Genomic DNA, 22476 nt, shown 5'->3' with positions numbered 1-22476 from the left:
CCCGGCCGCCGCCGAGGCGGCCCGGGCGGAGCCGCGGGGCGCCTCGGCGGCGTCGTGGGACGGGGTCACGCGGAGTCACCCTCGCGCATCGGGACGCGGACGCCCTTCTCGTCGGCGACGCGCTCGGCGATGTCGTAGCCCGCGTCGACGTGGCGGATGACGCCCATGCCGGGGTCGTTGGTGAGGACGCGGCGGATCTTCTCGCCGGCGAGCTTGGTGCCGTCGGCCACGGAGACCTGGCCGGCGTGGATGGAGCGGCCCATGCCGACGCCGCCGCCGTGGTGGATGGAGACCCAGGAGGCGCCGGAGGCGACGTTGACCATGGCGTTGAGCAGCGGCCAGTCGGCGATGGCGTCGGAGCCGTCGAGCATGGCCTCGGTCTCGCGGTACGGGGAGGCGACGGAGCCGCAGTCGAGGTGGTCGCGGCCGATCGCGAGGGGAGCGGCGAGGGTGCCGTCGGCGACCATGTCGTTGAACATGTCGCCCGCCTTGTCGCGCTCGCCCTGGCCGAGCCAGCAGATGCGGGCGGGGAGGCCCTGGAAGTGGACGCGCTCGCCGGCCATCTTGATCCAGCGGTGGAGGGACTCGTTCTCCGGGAAGAGGTCGAGGATCGCCTTGTCGGTCTTGTGGATGTCCGAGGCCTCGCCGGAGAGGGCGGCCCAGCGGAACGGACCCTTGCCCTCGCAGAACAGCGGGCGGATGTAGGCGGGGACGAAGCCGGGGAAGGCGAAGGCGCGGTCGTAGCCGGCGAGCTGGGCCTCGCCGCGGATCGAGTTGCCGTAGTCGAAGACCTCGGCGCCCGCGTCCATGAAGCCGACCATGGCCTCGACGTGCTTGGCCATGGACTCGCGGGAGCGCTGGGTGAAGCCGGCCGGGTCCTTGGCGGCGGCGTCGGCCATGTCGTCGAAGGCGACGCCGACCGGGAGGTACGAGAGCGGGTCGTGCGCCGAGGTCTGGTCGGTCACGATGTCGATCGGGGCGCCCTCGGCGAGCATCTGCGGGAGCAGCTCGGCGGCGTTGCCGAGGAGGCCGATGGAGAGCGGGCGGCGGGCGTCGCGGGCCTCGACGGCGAGCTGGAGGGCGTGGGCGAGGTTGTCGGCCTTCACGTCCAGGTAGCGGTGCTCGATGCGGCGCTCGATGGCGCGCGGGTCGACGTCGATGCAGATGGCGACGCCGTCGTTCATGGTCACGGCGAGGGGCTGGGCGCCGCCCATGCCGCCGAGGCCGGCGGTGAGGGTGATCGTTCCGGCCAGGGTGCCGTCGAACTTCTTGGCGGCGACGGCCGCGAAGGTCTCGTACGTGCCCTGGAGGATGCCCTGGGTGCCGATGTAGATCCAGGAGCCGGCGGTCATCTGGCCGTACATGGTGAGGCCGAGGTGCTCCAGGCGGCGGAACTCCTCCCAGTTGGCCCAGTCGCCGACCAGGTTGGAGTTGGCGAGGAGGACGCGGGGGGCCCACTCGTGGGTCTGCATGACGCCGACGGGGCGGCCGGACTGGACGAGCATCGTCTCGTCCTGCTTGAGGGTGCGCAGGGTGCGGACCATGGCGTCGAAGGAGCGCCAGTCGCGGGCGGCCTTGCCGGTGCCGCCGTAGACGACGAGCTTGTCGGGGTGCTCGGCGACCTCGGGGTCGAGGTTGTTCTGGAGCATCCGGAGGGCGGCTTCCTGCTGCCATCCCAGGGCGCTCAGTTCCGTACCGCGGGCTGCTCGCACGGGGCGGGGTCCTGACATGGGGGTGCCTCCTCGAATGTCGTTCAGATATTCACATCCTGACTTGCTGAATAGTTGTAGTCAACAGGGCGTACCGGCCACGCCGCCGACGAGGCATGGACGAGACTGGGCCGCATGGCCTCCTCCCGTCGCGATCTCGCCGTCCGAGCCACCGTCGATCAAGGACTCCTCTCCCCCGCCGAACCCGTCGTCGCCCTCCTCGACACCGCCGGCATCCGCGCCTCCGCAGCCGCTCTGACCAGCGCTTTCGCCGCCGTCACCGACGCCCACGTGCTGCACGCCTTCGCCGTGAAGGCCACCCCGCTCGTCCCCGTCCTGCGCCTGCTCCACGAGGCGGGACTCGGCGTCGAGGTCGCGAGCCCCGGCGAGCTGGCCCTCGCCCGCGCCGCCGGCGTCCCGCCCTCGCACACCGTCCTCGACTCCCCCGCGAAGACCCCGGCCGAGCTCCGCCAGGCCCTCGCGCTCGGGATCGCCGTCAACGCCGACAACCTCCAGGAGCTGGCCCGCCTCGACGCGCTCGTCGCCTCCGCGCCCACCGCCTCACCGCTCGGGCTCCGGGTGAACCCGCAGGTCGGAGCCGGTTCGATCGGCGCGCTCTCGACCGCGACCGCCACCTCGAAGTTCGGCGTGGCGCTCCGCGACGAGGGCGCCCGCAAGACCGTCGTCCAGGCGTACCTGGAGCGGCCCTGGCTGACCCGGCTGCACACCCACACCGGCTCCCAGGGCATCCCGCTCGCGCTCATGGCCGAGGGGGTCGGGAAGGCGTACGCGCTCGCCGAGGAGATCAACCGGGCGGCCGGCCGGCAGCAGATCGACACCCTCGACATCGGCGGCGGACTGCCGGTGAACTTCACCTCCGACGAGGAGACGCCGACGTACGCGGAGTACGCACGGCTGCTCGCCGACACCGTCCCCGGACTCCTCGACGGCCGCTACCGGCTCGTCACCGAGTTCGGGCGCTCCCTGCTCGCCAAGCACGGCACGGTCCTCGCCCGGGTGGAGTACACGAAGACCTCCGGCGGCCGCCCGATCGCCGTCACCCACGCGGGCGTGCAGCTGGCCACCCGGACGGTCTACGCCCCCGACTCCTGGCCGCTGCGCGTCCTCGCGTACGACTCCGAGGGCCGCCCCCGCACCGGGGACGTCACCGTCCAGGACGTGGCGGGCCCCGCCTGCTTCGCCGGGGACCTGCTCGCCACGGGCCGCGCGCTGCCGCTGCTGCGCCCCGGGGACGTCGTGGCGGTCCCGGACACCGGCGCGTACTACTTCGCCCACCACTACGCGTACAACAGCCTCCCCCGGCCCGGGATCCACGGCTTCACCGTCGCCGACGACGGGGCGGTGACGTTCACGACCGTACGGAAGGCCCAGACGCTCGACGAGATCGTCGCCGAGGCGGGCGGGGCCCGGGCGGACGCGCTGGTCCGGCAGGCCGCGGTCCTCCGGTGACGCGGTGTCTCCGGTAGCGCGGGCGCGGCGGCCCGGTTTCGATGAAGCCATGACTGGAACGGGTTCGGACACCACCTCCGTCGTCGTCGAGCGCCGGGTCGCCGCCTCCCCCGGGCGGGTCTGGGAGGCGATCACCGACCTGCGGGACATGCCCCGGGTCCTCTCCGGCGTCGAACGGGTGGAGGTACTCACCGAAGGCGGCTTCGGCGTGGGCACGCGCTGGCGCGAGACCCGGCGGATGCTGGGCAAGGAAGCCACCGAGGAGATGACCGTGACCGAGTGCGAGCCGCCCGACCGGTACGTCACGGTCGCCGAATCGCACGGCATGCACTACGTCTCCGCGATCACCCTGACGCCCGACGGCGAGGGGGCCACCACCCTGCGGATGGCCTTCTCCGCGCGGCCCGCCGGCGGCCGCGCCCCCGGGATCGTCGCCCGGCTGCTCGCCCGCTTCGGGGCGAAGGCGGTCGCGAAGGCGCTCGCGAAGGACCTGTCCGAGATCGCGACCGCGGTGGAGTCGCGCGGCTGATCGCCCGGATACCGGATCTCTTCGGATCAATTCGAGTCAGACAGCGGCATGTTCCGATGGAAAATGCCAGAACGCCTCCCCCGGACCGGAACGTTCAGTAGCGTCACCGTCACTGCCGCACGTTCGCACGCCGCATCGGGAGGGGAATCCGCGTGCCCGGAATCGACGAGTGCCTGCTGGAGGCCATGGCCCTGCCCGGGGCCCGGGGCGCCTCCCTGGTCGACTGGACCAGCGGGCTCGCGCTCGGGACGGCGGGCGACTCACCGGTCGGCGACCACGAGACCACGGCCGCCGAGACCGCCGAACTCGCCCGCTCGGCGGCCGAGTTCGACTCCTTCACCGCGGCGGGGGACAGCGAGGGCCCGCCCGTCGAGGACCTGATCGTCACCACCCGCGCCGGCTACCACGTCCTCCGCTTCGTCGAGACCTCCTTCGACAGCAGCGTCTTCCTCCATCTCTGGCTCGACCGCGACGCCGGAAACCTCGCCCTCGCCCGGCTCCGGCTCCGCGACCTCGCCGAACGGCTGGTCCTCGGATGAGCAGAGCGGCCGTCTCCCCGATGCTGGTCCGGCTCGCCGCCGAGAAGGCCACCGGCGCCCTGCTCCGCGACCACGGCACGCTCTACCTCGTCGACGGCCGGGTCGTGCACGCCGAGTCCCCCGCCGCCCCCGGCGTCGACGTCCTCCTCACCACCGGCGGCCGGCTGCCCCGCGAGGGCTGGGACGAGGCCGTCGACCGGGCCGGGGCACACCGCGCGGTCGGCCGCTTCCTCGTCGACAGCGGCCGGCTGCACGACGGCGAGCTGGAGATCTGCCACCTCGGCGCCGTCTTCGACGCGGCCTTCTTCGCCCTCTCCCCCACCAGCGGGCCGACCCGCTTCCGGTACGGGGTGGGGCACTGGTTCGGGACGGTGCGGCCGGTCTCCGCCGAGGCCGTCGAGCGCGAGACCGTGCGCCGCCGCGAACTCCTCGACGCCGTCTGGCCGTACGCCGCCGTGGACACCTCCCCGGTCGTGCCGCGTCCGGCCGCCCCCGGTCAGACCGTGGGGGCGCGGCAGCGCGCGCTGCTCGCCGCCGCCGACGGGGAGCGGACCCCGGCGGAGCTGGCCCGGCTGCTCGGCCGGCCCGCCTTCCACACGCTGCTCGACGTGCGGCGCCTCGCCGCCGCCGGGCTCGTCGAGACGCCGCTCGCCCCCGAACCGGAACCCGGCCCCGTGCCGCCGCCCTTATCGGCCACCCTGCCGGTGGCCGATCCCGACATCGCCCTGCTGCGCCGGCTCCGTGACGCCCTGGAGGCACACCTGTGATGAGGCGTGCCCTGCGCATGCGCGCCGAGAGGAGACAGCTCATGACGGCAGAAGCCGAGGTCCTCGGCGAGCTCAGACGGCTGCGGGCGCGGCTGCCGCAGCTCACCGGAGCCCTGGCGGCCAGCGCCGACGGACTCGTGCTCGCCCACGACACGGTGGACGGCGAGGCGGAGAGCGTGGCCGCGCTGACCGCGGCGGCGCTCGGCGTCGGGCAGCGGCTGACCGACTCCACCGGGCAGGGACGCTTCCGTGAGCTGCTCGTCCGCGGCGAGAACGGCTACGTGGCGACGTACGCGGCGGGCGGCTCGGCCGTCCTGACGCTGCTCGCCGAACCCCGGATCAACGTGGGCCGGCTCCACCTGGAGGCCCGCAGGTCCAGCGCCCGGATAGGCGAACTCGTCGACGGCGCGCTGGAACGCAGAGACCTGAACTGAATCCGTCCGATCAGCACCGACAAGGAAGAGTTACGACACCATGGCGAACACCGAGACCTCCCTCAAGGAAGCGGCCACGATCGAAGGCGCGATCGGCGCGGCCCTCGTCGACTACACCAGCGGCATGGCGCTCGGCACCATCGGCGGCGGCAAGGAGCTCGACCTCAACATGGCCGCGGCGGGCAACACCGACGTCGTCCGGGCCAAGGTCCGGACGATGGAGATGCTGGGGCTCCAGGAGGACATCGAGGACATCCTGATCACCCTCGGTACCCAGTACCACCTGATCCGGCTGCTCAAGGGGCGCGGCACCAACGGCCTCTTCCTCTACCTGGCGCTCGACAAGAACCGGGCGAACCTGGCGATGGCCCGCCACCAGCTGAAGAAGATCGAGGCCGAGCTGGACGTCTGAGCCGGAGCGGCGCGCGGGGCCTATTCGACGAACAGGCCCCGGGCCGCCGCCTTCGTGTCGAACTCCTCCAGGCGCGCCTGTGCGTCGGGGAGTTCGTCCGCCATGGCCTCCAGGAGGACCCGGCCGAGGAGCATCGGCGCGCAGGCGGTGTCGAAGGCGAGCCCGGTGCCGACGGCGGCCGGGATCAGCAGGTCGCTGTGGGCGGCGACGGGCGCGAAGGCCGACTCGGCGACGGTCACGACGGCGAGCCCGGCCGCCCGCGCGTACTCCAGGGCCTCGACGACCTCCCGGGGGTGCCGGGGCAGCGCGAAGCAGAGCAGGGCCGCGGCCCCGGCCCGTACGGCCGCGTCGATGCGGTCCGTGAGCATCGAGCCGCCCTCGTCGAGGAGCCGGACGTCCGGGTGCACCTTGGCGGCGAAGTAGGCGAAGCCCCGCGCCTGTGAGGACGCGGCCCGCAGTCCGAGCACGGGCAGCGGCCGGGACCCGGCGAGGAGCCGTCCGGCCCGCTCGACGGGCGCGGGGTCGGCGAGGAGGCCGGCGAGGTGCTGGAGGTTCTCGATCTCGGCGAGCACGGCCTGCTGGTACTCGTTGTGGCCGGAGTTCTCCTCGGCGGCCGCGGGCATGCTCTCCCGGAGGTGCTTGCGGAGCGCCGGGTAGCCGTCGAAGCCGAGGGCGACGGCGAAGCGGGTGACGGACGGCTGGCTGACCCCGGCGAGCTCGGCGAGCTCGACGCTGGACAGGAACGGCACGTCGCCGGCGCGCCGCACCATGCAGTGGGCGATCCGTCGCTGCGTCGGCGTCAGCCGGTGCCCTTCGAAGAGCGCCTGCAGCCGACCGGCCGGGCTGTCGCTCATGCCGCCCCCTTCCGTCTATTCATTCACGAAGCTTCTGCATAAGGATATGCATATCGGGCGGGGCGCGACACCCCTCGACCGCCGGCCGGACCACCGGCCCCGGAGGGTTCGCATCGCAAGACGGTTGCAGTGACCTGCGTCACATGACGGGCGATCGACCCCCTCCGCATCACCCCCTCACCTGGGAGGCGTGACCCCTCGTCAGGTGATCCAACCTACCTGGCCAGAGCGTCAATTGATGAGTCGTCAGCCCTTTCGGGCGCCCCGTCGTCCCGGCGTAACGCATCCGTCATGATCACAACAAGGTCAGAAAAAGCAGACACCCGGGACCTCCGAGAATTGGCCTAGACCCCCGCCCCGGCCGCCGGTTAACGTCTGCGCGTCCGGAAGCCACCGGCTCCGGGAACAGGGAATTCGTCGAGTTCTGGGGGAGCCATGAAGGTCCGTTCTCTTCGTACGCGCATGGGCGCCACGGCCGCCGCCGCCGCTGCCGCCGGCATCACCATGGTGTACGCCGCCACGCCCGCCGCCGCCGTCACGACGCAGTACGTGAGCGACAACTGCGACTACCGGAACTGCACCGAGGGCGACCTCTACATGAACTACCACTCGGTCGCCAGCTCCGGCAACGGCAACCCGAGCGGCAGCTTCGCGGCGTTCTACGGCAACCAGTACAACCACGCCGGCGAGACCATCTCGTACAACGGCACGGACGCGGGCACCGTGAACTACGTCTTCGTCTTCGCCTCCGGCCAGGGCGACGGCTCCGGCCAGCTGGTGAAGAACAACGCCGCCTCGGCCAACAACTGCTCGACGGTGGACGGCTACCGCGTCTACTACAACTCGGGCTACGCGGGCCACTCGCAGTCCATCCCGCACTACTGGTCCTGCGCCTCCAGCACCAACCTGGACGCCACCCTGAAGAACAACAATGCCTCGTCGCACTTCGCGTGAGCCGGGACGGCTCCGGCCGGGCACGCCGGGACCGCTCGCGCGGTCCCTGGCGGCCCTGGCCGGGGCCGGTCTCGCCCTGACCGCCCTGACGGGCTGCGGAGACACCGACCCCGCCGGACAGGCACCGCCGCGGGCCGGCGCGGCCGCCGCCGAAGTCGACGAGTCGAAGTGGCCCAAGGTGACGCCCGACACCGGACTCGCCCGCGGGCTCGTCCTGCCGCTCCAGCAGTACATGCAGACGTACCAGGACTCGGTCGTCATCGAGCGGGCCGCGCGCAGCCTCCAGACGCAGTGCATGGCCGACTTCGGCTTCACCGTCGCCTTCCCGCCCGTCGGCACCAACCCGCCGCCGAACGCGGACGACGCCAACATGTCCCGGCGGTACGGGATCACCGACCGCGCGATGGCGGAGAAGTACGGATTCGGCATCCCGCCGGACACCGTCGAGCACCCGCCCCCGCCGAAGCTGACGGCCGCCGCCGTCGCCGTCCTGACCGGCCGCAAGGGCCTCGACCCCCGGGCCGAACCCGCACCGGCCACGTACCAGGGGAAGAAGATCCCCAAGGACGGCTGCCAGGGCGCGTCCTTCGACAGGATCGGCGCGCGCATCGACTTCGCGCTCTCCAGCCGGCTCGACCACGACAGCCTCGTGAAGTCCCAGGAGACCCCCGAGGTCCAGGCGGGCATCAGGGCGTGGTCCGGCTGCATGAAGAAGAAGGGGTACGCGGTGGCGGACCCCTACGCCGCGATCGATCTCATCCCCCGCGTCGAGGGAGCCGAGACGTCCGGCAAGGAGATCTCCGCCGCCGTGGCGGACATCGACTGCAAGAAGGAGACGGACCTCGTCCGCGTCTGGCACACGGCGGAAGCCGCGATCCAGACCCAGCAGGTCGAGCAGAACCAGCTCGCCCTGCAGCAGCTCAAGGAGAAGAACGCCGCCGCGGTCAAGGCCGCCGAGGCGGCACTCCGCGGCTGAACCGCCCGTGGGGGCGCCGGTGCGGCCGCGCCGGCGCCCCATGGCCTCGCGCCGCCGCCGGGCGGGCGCCGCGCAGAAGAGGGGGAACAGACGTGGGTAACGGACCCGAGGCTCCGCCGTCCGTCGACGAGGAGTGGGAGCACGCCGGAACACCGCGGGAACCGCACCCGGGAGCGGGCGGACCGGGCAACGCCCTGGCCCGCCGCCGACGCCTGCTCGGAGCCGTGACCGCCGCCGCGGTCCTGGTCTCGGGCCTCGGCATCGTCGCCGCCCGGGTCATCAAGTCGCCCGCCCAGGCCGCCGCCGACACCGCCGCGCCGCCGCCCAGCGTCATCACCGCCCCGGTGGAGCACCGCGTGCTCAAGGAGGCGGTGATCCTCCGCGGATCCGTGCGCGCCTCGCAGACCGTGGCGATCGCCGCCGCCGTCTCCGGCGGCGCGGGCGGCGCGCCCGTCATCACCAAGATGAACGTGAAGGCGGGGGACACCTTCCGCTCCGGACGCGTCCTGATGGAGGTGTCCGGGCGGCCCGTGATCGCGCTCAAGGGCGACGTGCCGGTGTACCGGGACCTCAAGCCCGGCGCCGAGGGCGAGGACGTCGCCCAGCTCCAGAGCGCGCTGCGGGAGCGGGGCCAGAACACGGGCGGCGACCGCTCCGGGCTCTTCGGGCCGGGGACGAAGGCCGCCCTGACGGCGTTCTACCGGAGCGTCGGATACGACCCGCTGCCGGCCGAGGACGGCGGCGAGGAGGAACTGACCGGCGCGCAGGAGGCGGTGACCGAGGCGGCCCGCCGCGTCGAGGACATCCAGGCCGCCGCGCGGCGCGCCCCGAGCGCGCCGGCGACCGAGGGCAGGAGCGGCGCGGACGCCGCCGGCCCCGGGGAGCGGACCGACGCGGCCGTCGAACTCCGCCGCGCCCGTGAGGACCTGGCGAAGACCCAGGACCGTCTCGACCGGATCAAGGCGAAGACGGGCCCCATGCTGCCCGCCTCCGAGGTCGTGTACCTGAAGGGCTTCCCGGCCCGCGTCGACGCGGTGGCGGCCGGCGTCGGAGGCAAGGCCGAGGGGAACGCGCTGACCGTGTCGGCGGGCGTCCTGGTGGTCGAGGGCTTCCTGCAGAAGCACCAGCGGGGCCTGGTCAGGCCCGGCCAGCGGGTGGAGATCTTCTCCGAGTGGGAGGGCAAGTCGGCCGGGGCGACGGTGCGTTCCGTCGCGACCGGGCTCGCCCGCCCCCAGCCCGCCACCGGGGCGGGCGAGGGCGCCCAGGACAAGTCCGCCGCCCAGGGGTACGCCATGGTCGTCGCCCCCGACAGGCCGCTGGACGCGTCCATGGCCGGGCAGGACGTCCGGCTGACGGTGCAGACCGCCGCCACCGAGGGCGCGGTGCTCGTCGTCCCGGTCACCGCCATCTCGGCGGGCGCCGACGGCAGGACCGCGGTGACGGTGGTCCGCGCCGACGGGAAGCGGCTCCGGGTCCCCGTGAGCACCGGCGGCACCGGTGACGGCTACGTGGAGATCCGGCCCGCGCGCGAGGGCGGGCTGTCCGCGGGCGACCAGGTCATCACCGGGGTCGCCGCGGGCGCCGGCGCGGGCGCCGCCTCCTCCGGTTTCGGCGCGTCGTGACCGGGACGACGGCGACCGCCGTGGACCGGCCGGCGGACGAGGCGACCGCCCCGCCCGTCATCGAGATGCGCGGGGCCGGGCTCACCTACCCCGGGCCGCCCGCGGTCGCGGCCCTCAAGCCCTGCGAACTGACCGTGCGCAAGGGCGAGTTCGTGACCATCGTGGGGCCCTCGGGCTCCGGCAAGTCGACGTTCCTCAACATCGCGGGACTGCTCGACTCCCCCACCGAGGGGCAGTACCTCCTCGACGGCATCGACACCGGCTCGCTGAGCGACGCGGACCGCTCGGCGCTGCGCGGGCGCCGCATCGGCTTCGTCTTCCAGGCCTTCCACCTGCTGCCGCACCGCACGGCCGTGGAGAACGTGACGCTGTCCATGGTGTACGGCGGTGCCCACCGCAAGGACCGGATCGCCGCGGCCCGCGACGCCCTCGTCCGCGTCGGCCTCGGGCACCGTCTGGAGGCCATCCCGACGACCCTGTCCGGCGGCGAGCGGCAGCGCGTGGCGATCGCGCGGGCACTGGCGGCGCGTCCCTCGCTGCTGCTGTGCGACGAACCGACGGGAAACCTGGACACGGCGACCGCCGCCACCGTGATGGAACTCCTGGAGGACCTGCACCGCGACGGCATGACCGTCCTGATCATCACGCACGATCCCGCCGTGGCACGGCGGGGTGCGCGCACCCTCGCCATCCGGGACGGCGTGCTGACCGAGGGACGGGCGGCGTGAAGATGCGGATCCGTCGCCGTACCGACGGCATCGAGCCGTCCCGCTTCCACTGGCGGGACCTCGTCTCCGAGTCCACCGCCGGTCTGCTCCAGCGCCCGGCGCGCGCGGCGCTCACGGCCCTCGGCACCGTGCTCGGCGTCGGTTCCTTCGTCGCCGTGCTCGGTCTCACCGCCACCGCGGCCTCGCAGATCGACGCCCGCTTCAGCGACCTGAGCGCCACCGAGGTGACCGTCCAGGACATCAGCGGCGAGCACACCGAGTTCGAGGACCTCGCCTTCCCGGGCGACGCCGACCAGCGGGTCGAGCGGCTCAACGGCGTCGCGCACGGCGGCGTGCTGTGGACGGTGCAGCTCGGCGAGGGGCAGGAGGTGCGCTCCGCGCCCGTCGCCGGCGCCGGCGCGGCGAGCCAGATCCAGGTCGTCGCCGCCTCGTCGGGCGCGCTGCTCGCGGCCGGCCCCTCCGTACGGGAAGGGCGGGTGTACGACCGCTGGCACGACACGACCCGGCAGCGGGTCGCCGTGATCGGCGTGGGCATGGCGGCCCGGCTCGGCATCACCACGCTGGAGACCCAGCCGGCGCTCTTCATCGGCGACGAGGCGTTCTCCGTCATCGGCATCCTCGACGACACGGAACGCAAGGCCGATCTGCTGCTGTCGGTGATCGTGCCGCGCAGCACCGCGCAGGAGATCTGGGGCCCGCCCAAGGACGGGGCCGAGATGCTCGTCAGTACGAGGGTGGGCGCCGCGCAGCAGGTCGCGGGCGAGGTGCCGGTCGCGGTGCGCCCGGACCACCCCGAGTACCTCAGGGCCGTTCCGCCGCCCGACCCGCGCACCCTGCGCAGCGGGGTCAGCGGCGACCTCGGGCAGCTGTTCCTGGTGCTCGCCGCCGTCTGCCTGTTCATCGGCTCGGTCGGCATCGCCAACACCACGCTCGTCGCCGTCATGGAGCGGACCGGCGAGATCGGGCTGCGCCGCGCGCTCGGCGCCCGCGGGCGGCACGTGCTCGCCCAGTTCCTCACCGAGTCGGGGGTGCTGGGGGCGCTCGGCGGCCTCATCGGCACCTCGCTCGGGGTGACCGTCGTCGTCGGTGTCGCCATGGCCCGCGAGTGGACCCCCGTCATCCAGCCCACCACGGTCGTCGCCGCCCCGGTCATCGGCCTCGTGACCGGCCTGCTGGCCGGGCTCTACCCGGCCTGGCGCGCGAGCCGCATCCAGCCCGTCGAAGCGCTGCGCCGCTGACGTCCGGCATCCGCCCCTCCCCCCATTCGTCGCGGTCCGGAGCGCCCGTGCGCCCGACGCGCGGGGCCGTCGCCCCGGGCCGTGCCGCCGGAAGGTCCCCCGGTGCGCGAGCACCACCGACGAAGGAAGAGCGTGAAGTCCATACGCATGCGGCGCACGGCGCCGCTCACGGTCGCGCTGGCCACAGCGCTGGCCGTGCCCCTCTCGATGCCGGCGATGGCATCCGAGCCCGCACCCCCGCAGAGAACCGCCCCGAAGGCGGCCCCGGCCCCCACCCGGGCCGGGCGGCCCCACGCCGTCGCCCCCGCCGACCGCTCCGCCCTCCTCGGCCGCGGCCACGCGAAGTCCACCGACACGGCCTTCACCACCTCCGGTGACGGCACGGGCTTCCACCTCCTGGTCGCCGACGAGAAGAACGGGTACGCCTGGAAGACCGCGGCCACGCTGTCCGAGCCGGGCTTCGAGGCCGACACCTGGATCGGCAACGCCTGTCTCACCGCCTCCGGCAAGCGGGCGGCCGTGGCGTACGCGCCCCGCACGTTCACCAACAAGCCGGAGCTGATGGCCCGCGGCGCCTTCGCGGCGACCGTCGACCTCACCACCGGCAAGGTCACCAAGCTCCCGTTCCAGGCCTCGCTCGCCTACTTCAGCCCCGGCTGCGGCGCGGGCGAGAAGGCCGTGTTCACCCAGCTCTCGTACGAGGCCGACACCGCCCAGCGGACCCGGCTGATCACGGTGGACGCCGCCTCGGGCAGGGCCGGCGCCCCGGTCGCGTACCCCGGGCAGCTGACCTCGGCCGTGCCGACGAGGACCGGCGTCGTCGCCGCGCACGGCAACCGGCTGGTCGCCGCGGGCGCCCAGGGCCGGCTCCGGGAGATCGCCCGCAGCCAGGCGGTCCCCTTCCAGCTGACCGTGGACGCCACGGGCGGTCTCACCTACATCGACCGCGCCAGGGGCACCGACGCCAGGAAGGCGTCGACGAGCTACGCCCGCTACCTGGACCCGCTCCAGCTCCTGCGGTCCGGGTCCCGGGCCAGGACGGTGGCCTCCGGCGACCTCGCCGCGTGGGACCTCGCGTCCTCCGCCGACGGCACGGTCTACGTCACCGGCCGGGCCACGACCACGGGCACGCCGCCGCGGCAGGTGCGGAACCCCGGCGGCATCGCCAAGGGAGCCCTGCTCTCCAGCCACGGCCACGCCGCGGTCACCACCGCCTGGGCGGACGGCAAGGACAGCCGGATCCGGCCCGAGGAGGCGCTGACCGAGCGCACCGCCCGGACCACCCTGCGGCTCCTGGGGACGGCACGGACCGTCACCCTGGACGCGGTGCCCGGCCAGAACCGGATCGGCGGCGAGAAGGCCGCCGAGCAGGGCCGTACGACGTCCCCGGCGCTCCCGCAGCCCCGGAGGACGGCCGCCGGCACGAGGACCGCGGCCTCCGCGCCCACGAACCTCTCGGCCGCCTCCGCTCCGGACGACCCGAGCGAGGACGAGTCCGAGCGCACCTGCGCGGTGCCCCGCAACGACGTGCGGAAGCAGGCGTTCCAGCCGACTCCGCGGCAGGTCGAGTGGGCGGTGGACCAGGCGGTCGTCGGCCGGCTGGACTTCTACCGGAACCCGAACTGGAAGAACACCGGCACCGGCGGCTACCAGCCGCAGGGCCTGTTCCCGCCGATCGTCCTCGCGGGTGACCCGAACGGGCAGCTCGACACCGAGGACGGCACCAACGACCGCTGGCACATCCCGGCCCAGATCCTCCTCGGCGTCACCGCCCAGGAGTCCAACATGTGGCAGGCCACCCGGTACGCGGTGCCCGGCGTCACCTCCAACAGTCTGATCGGCAACTACTACGGCGTCGACTACAACCCGAGCGGCACCCAGGTCGACCCGTGGGCGATCGACTGGAAGGACGCCGACTGCGGCTACGGCATCACGCAGGCCACCGACGGCATGCGGCTGCCCGGCCACGACCAGCCGACCAAGTCGGTCCTCCAGCAGGAGGCCATCGCGCTCGACTACACCGCCAACATCGCGGCCGGCGCGCAGATCCTCTCGGACAAGTGGAACCAGACGTACAACGCGGGGATGAAGGTCAACGACGGCCACCCCAAGTGGATCGAGAGCTGGTTCTTCGCCCTGTGGGCGTACAACTCCGGCTTCTACCCGCAGTCCCAGGCGGACGCGGCGGGCCACTGGGGCGTGGGCTGGACGAACAACCCGGCCAACCCGCTGTGGAAGGCGAACCGGCTGCCGTTCCTGGAGAACGCGCTCGGCGGCGACAACTACGCCGACGCCGCGCACCCGCAGGACTGGCCGTACGAGGAGAAGGTCATCGGCTGGGCCGCCCGGCCCATCACGGCCATGTTCGCCCCCGGTGACATGCAGGCCGGCTACCGCGCGGCCAACTGGACCACCGCCTACGACCGCACCCGCGCCAAGCCGCCGATCGACCTCTTCTGCGACGCGTCCAACTCCTGCGACGCTTCGAAGATCGGCGACGGCGACTCCAACGACCAGGGCAAGGGTGCCTGCACCCTCGACAGCGGCAACAAGGACACCAACGCGCACTGGCTGCACTGCTGGTGGAACAAGCCGGTGACCTGGAAGAACTGCGGCTCCGGAGCCCAGTGCGGCAACCAGGTCCACCGCTTCAACACCAGCTACCCGGAGCAGCCGGACGCCAACTCGTACCCGCCGCGCTGCTCCAGCGGCCTGCCGGCGAACGCGCTGATCGTCGACGACGTCGCCAACGGTGTGATCCCGGCCGGCTCGGACGCGCGGACCTGTGGGCCGGTGAAGTCCGACGGATCGTTCAAGCTGAACTACTACATCTGGGCCGACGGCACCTACCCCAGCAAGATGGACACCCACCAGATCGGTGCCGCGTACGGCAACCACTTCTGGTTCACCCACACCCGCAAGCCGGACCCGGACTACGGCCACCGGCTGTACATCGACGGCGTCTGGAAGCTGAACAGGACGGTCCCCGGCGGGCAGGCCAAGGTCTACGCGCACATCCCGGACCACGGGGCGCAGACGAAGATCGCCGACTACCGGATCGAGACCGTCGAGGGCACCGTCACCAAGACGATCTCCCAGTCGGACAACGCCTCGAACAAGTGGGTCGACCTCGGCGCCTACCAGTTCGGCGACACGCTGCCCCAGGTCAGCCTGTCGAACTTCACCAGCGACGGGAACGGCGACAAGGACATCGCGTGGGACGCGATCGCCTTCGTCCCCGGCGACTACTCCGGCATCCCGGCGGACCTGACCTTCGGCGACCCGGACCCGAACGCCCCGGAGCCGCCGAAGGTCGAGGACCCGCAGTCCGCGAGCGACTCGTTCTTCCCGATCCTGAACGCGGCCTCCGCCCAGTCGGGCACCGCCTCGGCGGCGTCGGGCCGCGGGACGGCGGCGCCGCGCACCGGTACGACGACGACCGCCACGCTGAGTTCCTCCGCGGAGCCCACCCGCACGGCGCGGACCGGCCCGCCCACGGCCGGCCCCAGGGCCGGGGCCGCCACCACGGCGACCACCATGGCCACCACGGGTGAGACCGCGAGCTGCTCCGTGGCCGAGAAGTCGATCACGTACACCCGTACCGACTCGTGCGTCGTCGACGACCTCATCGTGACGTGGCTCGTGAACGACGTCCCCCGGGGCAGCGCCACGTTCATCTACCGGCTGGAGGTGGACACCGACGTGAACACCGACACGGTCACCGAGACGGCGTCCCTGCGCCTCAAGTCCATGGACGCGGACATCACGACGGCCACGGTCAACCTGGACTTCCTGTGCCGGGGCTACTGCCAGATGAACGACACCCCGTGGACCGGCCTCAACACCTGGGTGCCGGGTGACCAGCACTCGGCCATCAAGGTGTCCCGGATGAAGTGGACCCCGAGCGCCGGCACGGAGCGGAACCTGCTCACGCCGTACTGGAGGTTCAGCGGTTCGATCAACGGCGCCGCCGTCCGCATCCCGCTGGAGGTGGAGAAGGGCGACCTGGACGTCCGCTGCGACGTCGAGGTGAAGACCACCCCGGGCTGTGTCTTCTCCCGCTTCCGGCCGACCTACAGCATCAACACCAAGAAGTTCCCCGCGGTGGCGGCCCACATCTACCTGATGCAGACCAAGCTGCCCGGCGGATACGGCCTGAAGGGCAAGGAGCCGCTCACGTTCCTGTCCAACGACGTCTACCTGCCGGATCCCCCGACGAGCAACAAGACCCTGGTGTCCTACAACCGGGACACCGTCTGCCCGACGTCCTGGGTGCGCAGCCCGCTGGCCACGATGTCGCCGGAGCTGGGCGCCAACGACGTGCCCAGCTGTGACGAGTTCCCCTTCGCGGCGAGCTGGCAGAGCGCGCCGATCAAGGGGACCTGGGGCGGCAAGAACCTCAGCCCGGGGATCACCCAGGGCGAGCAGTGCCTGACCACGGTCGCGCAGAAGGACACGACGACCGGCCTCTGGCACCTCATCCCGGACCCGCGGGGCCACCTGCCCACCTGGAACGAGCCCTGCGGCCGCTCCAGCATGTCGAACAACCAGAACACGCAGGCGATGAGCCTGTTCCCGACGTTCCGCAAGGACAACCGGGTCCTGGAGGGCGACAACTACTGGGTGCACTCGCCCAAGCCGTGACACGCGCACCGCACGACGGCGGGGGCCCGGTGATTCCTCACCGGGCCCCCGCCCGTGTACGGCCCCGGACCCGTCAGTCCCAGACCAGGTGTCCGTCCTGGACGGACGGGTACCGCCCGTGCGTGAGCGCGGAGTCTCCCCCGCCGTGCTCCAGCATGTCGGCCACGGCGGTCAGGACGGCGCCCAGGGACGGGGCGTAGACCTTGGCGTAGTCGGTCTCGCTGTAGAACAGGACCGGCGCGGCGCCCTCACGGCGGCCGCCTGTGTCGAGGAGCAGCCCGTAGTGGGCGTCGGCCTCGGCGAGGACGGGGATCCACGCCGGCGGCCACCAGTCCTCGTCGCCGATGTCCGTCGCGATCCGCAGGTGCTGGGCGTGCCGTTCGGCGATGCTCGCGCAGTCGAGGAAGACCTCCCCGCCGGGGAGGAGCCGGGAGTCCGGATGAGGGTCGAGACGGTCGCCCCCGGGGATCGGCGTGCGGGTGTCCAGGGCGGTGCTGCCGTTGTTCAGGCGCAGCCAGGCCTCCAGTTCCCCGGGGAGGGGACGCCCCAGCGCGTTCGCGAGGCGACCGAGCTCGGCGTCCGTGGCCGGCGGGTTGAGCGTCCGCGCGGCGGCGGGCACGTGCTCCTCCAGCCGGTGGACGATCCGGGTCCAGGCGGAGACGACGTCGTGTGCGGGATCCATGGGGCTCTCCCGGTCAGTTCGGGGTGGAGGCGGCCAGGGTCGTGCAGGACACGTCGGGTCCGTGGGCCGTGACCCGGGGCCGGTCCCGGGTCGCCTCCGGGAGCTCGATGGTGAAGCAGCGGACGGCCATGGCGTCGGACGGGCCGAAGAGGGACATGCCCCGCTCGTACGGGCGGGAGAAGTGGACGAAGACCCGGGTGCCGTGCTCCGCGGGGCGCACCCCGACGAGCAGCCCGAGGCGCGGGCCGTGGCCGGCGAAGCCGTCGAGGGCGTCCCGGACGTCCTGGTCGGAGGGGGTGACGCCCTTGGTGGCGACGAGGGTGTCGGCGAACCGTGTCGCGTCCGCGCGGGTGGCCTCGAAGGCGTCGTGCTCCCGGCCGGACTCGCGGACCCGGGAGAGGGCGAAGAGGGCGACGAGCGCCACGACGGGGACGAGCAGAACCGCACCCAGGACCTTGGCCCAGGGTGCGGTTCCGCCTCTGCGTTCTGCTTTCACTGTGTCCCGAGGTTACTTGGGCAGCTTGTCCACCGCACGGCGGAAGGCCTGGGAGTAGGCCGTCGTACCGGTGGTGTTGGGGTGGTAGCTCTCACGGCTGATGCACCAGGTGCCGCCGAGCTCGCACTTGAAGTCACCGGGACCCTTCCCCGCGGTGACGATCTTGTTGATGCCCTCGGGGGAGTCGCACGCCCGCCTGCCCGCGAAGTCCCCGTCGGGGGACTCGAAGAAGACCGGCAGGCCCTCCGCCTTGAGCTTGTCGGCGACGGCCCGCTGCTTGCCCTCCATGTAGACGGCGTTGTCGTTGATGCGGATCATGCCCGCGCCGCCGACGCCGCTCACGCAGGTGAGCGAGTCCTCGTTGAAGATCTGCGGGTAGCCGAGCAGGACGATCTTCGCCCCCCACGCCTCGGTGTGGATCTTCCGCAGCAGGTCCTCGACTCCGACCATGGCGTCGTCGATGTCCTTGTGGACGTCCGCCTCGGCCGGGCAGCCGGTGAGGGCGCACTCCTGCATGACCTGCGGGAAGCCCGCGTCGTTGCCGCCGACGGTGAGCGTCACCAGGTCGGTGTCCCCGCTGAGGACACCGGAGTCGATCTGGAACCGCTCGTGGAAGTTGCCGTCGGTGCCCCAGACCTCGTTGCCGTTGCCGTCGACGGCGTTGCCCGTCGTCATCTGCCAGGAGCGCGCTCCGGAGCAGGAGACGTTCTGGAGCTCCAGCTCGGACGAGAAGTTGTCCGCGAGGGTGCCGATCGACGCCGACCGGCCCGGCAGGGTGGTCTTGCGGACCCAGGAGTTGGCGCTGCGCCGGCAGGCGTTCCAGCGGGACTTGACGTCGATGTCGTTGTCGGACTCCTTGGCGTACGAGCCCGCGCCCTCGCCGGAGGTGTACGAGTCGCCCATCTGCACGACCTGCTGGGGCTTGCCCGGCAGCGGCTGGAAGGCGACGGCGTCGAAGGCGACGTCGTCGTCCCCGGTGCCGTCCTCGCTCTCCGTGGTGAGCTTGACGCGGGGCACGCCGTTCATCTGGTACGCCCCGAGGGACATCCAGCCGTTGGTCCCGCGCTTCTGGTTGACGTACCGGTGGCGGTTGAAGGAACCGCTGCCGGTGTCGATGTCGTACCGGGCCTGCTGGGTGTGGGCGCCGTGGTCGGGGAGGTGGACCAGGACGCGCATCCAGTCGGTGCGGCCCTGGTTCAGCGTCCAGGTGCCGGTGAAGTTGAGGCGGTCGCCCTTCGCGGTGAGGTCCCGGGTGTGGCCGAAGTAGAAGTGGCCGCCGAAGCCCGCGCCGAGCTGGTGCATGTCGATCTTGCCGGGGTAGACCGTGGCGCCGGTGCCGTCGTGGGCGACGCCGGACTCACCGGGGAAACTGGCGGTGAAGGTGCCGGAGTTGGACCAGTCGCTGTTGCCGCAGCCCGTCCTGACCGCCGGTGTGCCTCCGGGGAGGTCGTCGACGATCAGCGCGCCGGACGGCAGACCGGAGCGGCTGCAGTTCGGCGGGTAGGCGGTGCCGTCGGCCTGTTCGGCGTCGTAGTCCGGCGAGGTGAAGCGGAAGAGCTCGTTGCCGCAGGAGTAGGAGCAGTCGGTCTTCCACTGCACGGACAGGTGGAACCAGCAGTGGAAGTCGTCCCGCGTGCAGGGGCCGGCTCCGGGCTCGTTCTTCGCGCCGTCGGAGATCTTGGAGGGCTCGCACCAGTTGTAGACGCCGCAGAAGAGGTCCTCCGGCGGCTTCACGCGCGCGCGGTTGTACTTCGCGGAGCCCACCACGGTGGCGTCCTCGGTGGTGCCGTTCCACCAGGCGGCGCGGAACGCCGCGACCAGGACGCCCGGGGACTCCAGGAACGACGGCGGGTGGGCGGCGAAGCCGAGCACCTTCTCGGGGTACGGCCAGTGCTGCGGGCGCGCGGCGGCGGAGGCGTCCTCGTTGCCGAGGCGGTCCTCCATGAACGGCAGGCGGCCGGCGTCCCATTCGGGGTTGGCGGGGTTGTTGGCCCAGCCCACGCCCCAGGCGTCGTTCCCGTTGACGTTCTCGTAGAAGCCCGAGTTGTACGCCCACAGGGCGAAGAACCAGTTCTCCAGCTTGGCGGGGTTTCCGTCGTGGACCTGGAGTCCGGCGCGCCGGGTCGTGTTCCACTTGTCGACGAGGATGCCGATGCCGGCGGCGACGTTGGCCGCGTAGTCCAGGGCGACCGCGCGCTGCTGCTGGTAGTCCCAGGCGGTGCCGCCCTTGCCGTGCTCACGGCCGGCGTAGCGCATGTGGTCGGTGACCTGGGTGACGCCGTAACCGCAGTCGGCCTTGGACCAGTTGACGTCCCAGTCGTTGGCCGAGTTGCCGTCGTAGTAGTCGACGCCGTAGTAGTTCCCGATCAGCGGGTTGCCGGTGACACCGGGCACCGCGGAGCGGGAGGCCTGCCACATGTTCGACTCCTGGGCGGTGATGCCGAGGAGGACCTGCGCGGGGACGCGGCCGCCGCCTTCGAGGACCGGGTTCGGGAAGAGGCTCTGCGGCGCGTACGCCGGCATCCCGAGGTTCTTCCAGTTCGCCGGGCGCGAGGCGCCGATGTTCAGCTTGCCGGTGATGGCCTTGTCGACGGCCCACTCGACCTGGCGCGGCTTGGGCTGCATGGCCTGGTTGCGGGGGTCGTTGCGGGGCACGGAGCAGGTGCGCTCCGACTCGACGATCTCGTTGGACGAGCCGGCCGTGTCGGCGGCGGCCGTGGCCGTGAGGGCGCGGGCGCCGGCGGTCTGGGCCGTCGGGCCGCCCGCGTCGCCGTCGGTGCCGCCGCCCCGGGAGGTGCCGAGGAGCGGCGACGGGGTCCGGGAGGTCTCCCACTTCGGGGAGGTGGCGTCCATGGGCGTGACGGTGAAGTCGACGCTCCTGCCGGTGTCGCGCAGGGTGGTGTCGATGTTCACCGGGCGGACGTCGGAGGCCTTCTCCCGCTGGAGGTACTTCGGGGAGCCGATGTTGTCGGCCCAGACGGTGTGCTGGACGATCGCCTGGCCCTTGGTGGACAGCGTGGCGTCCTTGTGGACCCCGGACAGCCGGGTGACGGACTTCGGCAGGCTCGCGCCGGTCTCCGGGGCGACGTCGCCGGTCAGGTAGACCTGTCCGCCGACCCGGGTGAGGCCGGCGTTCGCGAGGGAGCCGTGGCCGAGCTTGGAGACCTTCTTGTCCGCCCAGCGGCGGACGAACGCGGTCTCCTTCTCCTGGAGGCTGTCGCGCTGGTCGCGCTCCAGGAAGACGTAGCCGCCGTCGTTGTCCCTGCTGATGCGGTACGGGACGGTGCCGGTCGTCGCGAGCTTCTTCTTCTTGCCCTTGCCGTCGATCTCGACGAGGGTGCGCCCGGAGGCGGCGGCGATCTTCCCGGCGCCGGCCGGGACCGAGGAGGTGATCTGGCCGTCGACGACGACGGGCTCGCCGACCTGGCCCGTCACGGTGTTCACGCGGAAGAGGCGGGTCTGCTTCCTGTCCTCGCCCGGGGACTGGGTGAGGACGGCTTCCTCGTCCGCGCCGCAGCCGGGGTTGTAGTACGACAGCGAGGCGTTGACCTTCAGCTTGGTCACGGCGCCGCTGGTGAGGTCGACGACGGCGGTGAAGCCGCCGCGGGCCATCAGGCGGGGGTCGTTGGTGAAGGTGCGCGGGGCGTAGACGACGACGGCGCGCTTGCCGGAACCGGTGACGCAGGCGTTGCCGATCCACTGGTCCACGTCGAAGCCGGGCTCGGCCAGGGACGCGAGCGTCTTCCAGGCGTAGCCGCTCTGTTCGGTGGCGGTCAGCAGGTGGAAGCCCTGCGCGTCGCCGGTGGTGGTCCAGGCGATGTCGGCGGACTTCTGCCAGTCCTTGCCGAGGACTTCGGCCCTGTCGGCGGGCGGAACGCTGTCCGGCGCCGGGGTGGTCGCGGTGGTGACGGGCGCCGGCGGGGCGGCGGGCCCGGGCTGTGCCCAGGCCGCGGCCTGGGTCAGTCCCGCGAGCAGGGCCCCGGCAGCCACCGCTGCCAGGGGTGCTCGCGTCGTACGGAGGAATCTCAACGTCGCTCCTTAGAGGCTCGAACGGCGCGGATGCCTCCCCCCGGAAACGGTGGCCGTGCTCCCACGCCACACGTGATCATGATCATGACAGCGGTGGCGGTCAAGGGTGCCCGGCGGAGTCGGGACGTCCCGGGAACTCCCGGCACGACGGCACCTTTTCCCCGCGCGACCCAGGTGATCCTCAGGCGCGTTGCGACAGTAGTGCCCGGCCGCCCGGTTGACCAGAGCATGATCGTCAGCCCGTGTCCGGTGCCCGCACGCCGTCGGGCCCCCCGCGGAAGCGGAGGGCCCGACGGTGTCGTGCGAGGCGGTCGGCGCGGGGACCGCCGCACCCCCGTCACCGGGGGGCGGGACGACGGCGGTCCCCGCGAGGGACACGGGCCCGGGTCAGGG

General features: G+C 72.5%; 17 protein-coding genes. 12 read left to right on the top strand and 5 right to left on the bottom strand.

All coding sequences use genetic code 11. The annotated features are described in order from the left end of the window. Positions 1-65 precede the first annotated feature (65 nt). Entirely contained in the window at positions 66-1730 is a 1665-nt protein-coding gene (gene hutU / locus IE237_RS32070) for a urocanate hydratase (protein WP_189805647.1), read from the bottom strand. Positions 1731-1844: 114 nt separating this feature from the next. Between hutU and IE237_RS32065 the strand changes: the two genes are divergently transcribed. From IE237_RS32065 to IE237_RS32040, 6 genes are all read left to right on the top strand, one after another. Beyond that, the gene (locus IE237_RS32065) at positions 1845-3179 is read left to right on the top strand and encodes a type III PLP-dependent enzyme domain-containing protein (RefSeq protein WP_189805646.1); all 1335 of its coding nucleotides are present in this window, start codon (positions 1845-1847) and stop codon (positions 3177-3179) included. A gap of 49 nt (positions 3180-3228) precedes the next feature. Beyond that, on the top strand, positions 3229-3708 hold the full coding sequence (locus IE237_RS32060; RefSeq protein ID WP_189805645.1) for an SRPBCC family protein: 480 nt from the start codon (positions 3229-3231) through the stop codon (positions 3706-3708). A 152-nt stretch (positions 3709-3860) separates the two neighbouring features. Then, complete coding sequence (locus IE237_RS32055; protein ID WP_189805644.1) at positions 3861-4247, top strand: roadblock/LC7 domain-containing protein; 387 nt, start codon at positions 3861-3863, stop codon at positions 4245-4247. Continuing rightward, positions 4244-5014 (top strand): transcriptional regulator, encoded by a 771-nt coding sequence (locus tag IE237_RS32050; protein ID WP_189805643.1) that lies wholly within the window; start codon positions 4244-4246, stop codon positions 5012-5014. Before IE237_RS32055 ends, IE237_RS32050 begins: the two co-directional genes overlap by 4 nt. Continuing rightward, entirely contained in the window at positions 5014-5448 is a 435-nt protein-coding gene (locus IE237_RS32045) for a roadblock/LC7 domain-containing protein (protein ID WP_189805642.1), read from the top strand. The genes IE237_RS32050 and IE237_RS32045 overlap by 1 nt, the downstream gene beginning before the upstream one ends. A 40-nt stretch (positions 5449-5488) precedes the next feature. Further along, positions 5489-5860 carry a hypothetical protein gene (locus tag IE237_RS32040; protein ID WP_189805641.1) on the top strand — a complete coding sequence of 124 codons (372 nt, stop codon included), beginning with the start codon at positions 5489-5491 and terminating at the stop codon, positions 5858-5860. Between the two features lie 20 nt (positions 5861-5880). Here IE237_RS32040 and IE237_RS32035 read toward each other — a convergent pair whose 3' ends face one another. Beyond that, a complete protein-coding gene (locus IE237_RS32035; RefSeq protein WP_189805640.1) occupies positions 5881-6714 on the bottom strand; it encodes a MurR/RpiR family transcriptional regulator in 834 nt (277 codons plus the stop codon). Positions 6715-7149: 435 nt separating this feature from the next. Between IE237_RS32035 and IE237_RS32030 the strand changes: the two genes are divergently transcribed. The 6 genes from IE237_RS32030 to IE237_RS32005 all read left to right on the top strand — a co-directional run bounded on the left by IE237_RS32030 (position 7150) and on the right by IE237_RS32005 (position 16876). Then, a complete protein-coding gene (locus IE237_RS32030; protein WP_189805639.1) occupies positions 7150-7668 on the top strand; it encodes a hypothetical protein in 519 nt (172 codons plus the stop codon). After that, on the top strand, positions 7646-8644 hold the full coding sequence (locus tag IE237_RS32025) for a hypothetical protein (protein ID WP_189805638.1): 999 nt from the start codon (positions 7646-7648) through the stop codon (positions 8642-8644). The genes IE237_RS32030 and IE237_RS32025 overlap by 23 nt, the downstream gene beginning before the upstream one ends. A 92-nt stretch (positions 8645-8736) precedes the next feature. Further along, on the top strand, positions 8737-10266 hold the full coding sequence (locus IE237_RS32020) for a permuted SH3 domain-containing protein (protein WP_229843015.1): 1530 nt from the start codon (positions 8737-8739) through the stop codon (positions 10264-10266). A gap of 65 nt (positions 10267-10331) precedes the next feature. Beyond that, positions 10332-10994, top strand: a complete 663-nt coding sequence (locus IE237_RS32015) for an ABC transporter ATP-binding protein (protein WP_189805679.1) — start codon at positions 10332-10334, stop codon at positions 10992-10994. 2 nt (positions 10995-10996) lie between these two features. After that, the gene (locus tag IE237_RS32010) at positions 10997-12232 is read left to right on the top strand and encodes an ABC transporter permease (protein WP_189805678.1); all 1236 of its coding nucleotides are present in this window, start codon (positions 10997-10999) and stop codon (positions 12230-12232) included. A gap of 216 nt (positions 12233-12448) precedes the next feature. Continuing rightward, positions 12449-16876 (top strand): golvesin C-terminal-like domain-containing protein, encoded by a 4428-nt coding sequence (locus IE237_RS32005; protein ID WP_440862298.1) that lies wholly within the window; start codon positions 12449-12451, stop codon positions 16874-16876. A gap of 73 nt (positions 16877-16949) precedes the next feature. On the opposite strand, the gene IE237_RS32000 is transcribed toward IE237_RS32005, so the two are convergent. Genes IE237_RS32000 through IE237_RS31990 form a run of 3 tightly spaced genes read right to left on the bottom strand, consistent with a single transcriptional unit; the run spans position 16950 to position 22083 of the window. Beyond that, entirely contained in the window at positions 16950-17558 is a 609-nt protein-coding gene (locus IE237_RS32000) for an SMI1/KNR4 family protein (protein WP_189805637.1), read from the bottom strand. 13 nt (positions 17559-17571) lie between these two features. Beyond that, complete coding sequence (locus IE237_RS31995) at positions 17572-18054, bottom strand: hypothetical protein (RefSeq protein ID WP_189805636.1); 483 nt, start codon at positions 18052-18054, stop codon at positions 17572-17574. A gap of 12 nt (positions 18055-18066) precedes the next feature. Next, positions 18067-22083, bottom strand: coding sequence for a GDSL-type esterase/lipase family protein (locus IE237_RS31990; RefSeq protein ID WP_189805635.1), 4017 nt, complete (start codon positions 22081-22083; stop codon positions 18067-18069). Between the last annotated feature and the right edge of the window lie 393 nt (positions 22084-22476).

Source organism: Streptomyces tanashiensis, from assembly GCF_014648895.1.
GTDB lineage: Bacteria > Actinomycetota > Actinomycetes > Streptomycetales > Streptomycetaceae > Streptomyces > Streptomyces tanashiensis.
This window is presented reverse-complemented; position numbering and strand designations above follow the sequence as displayed.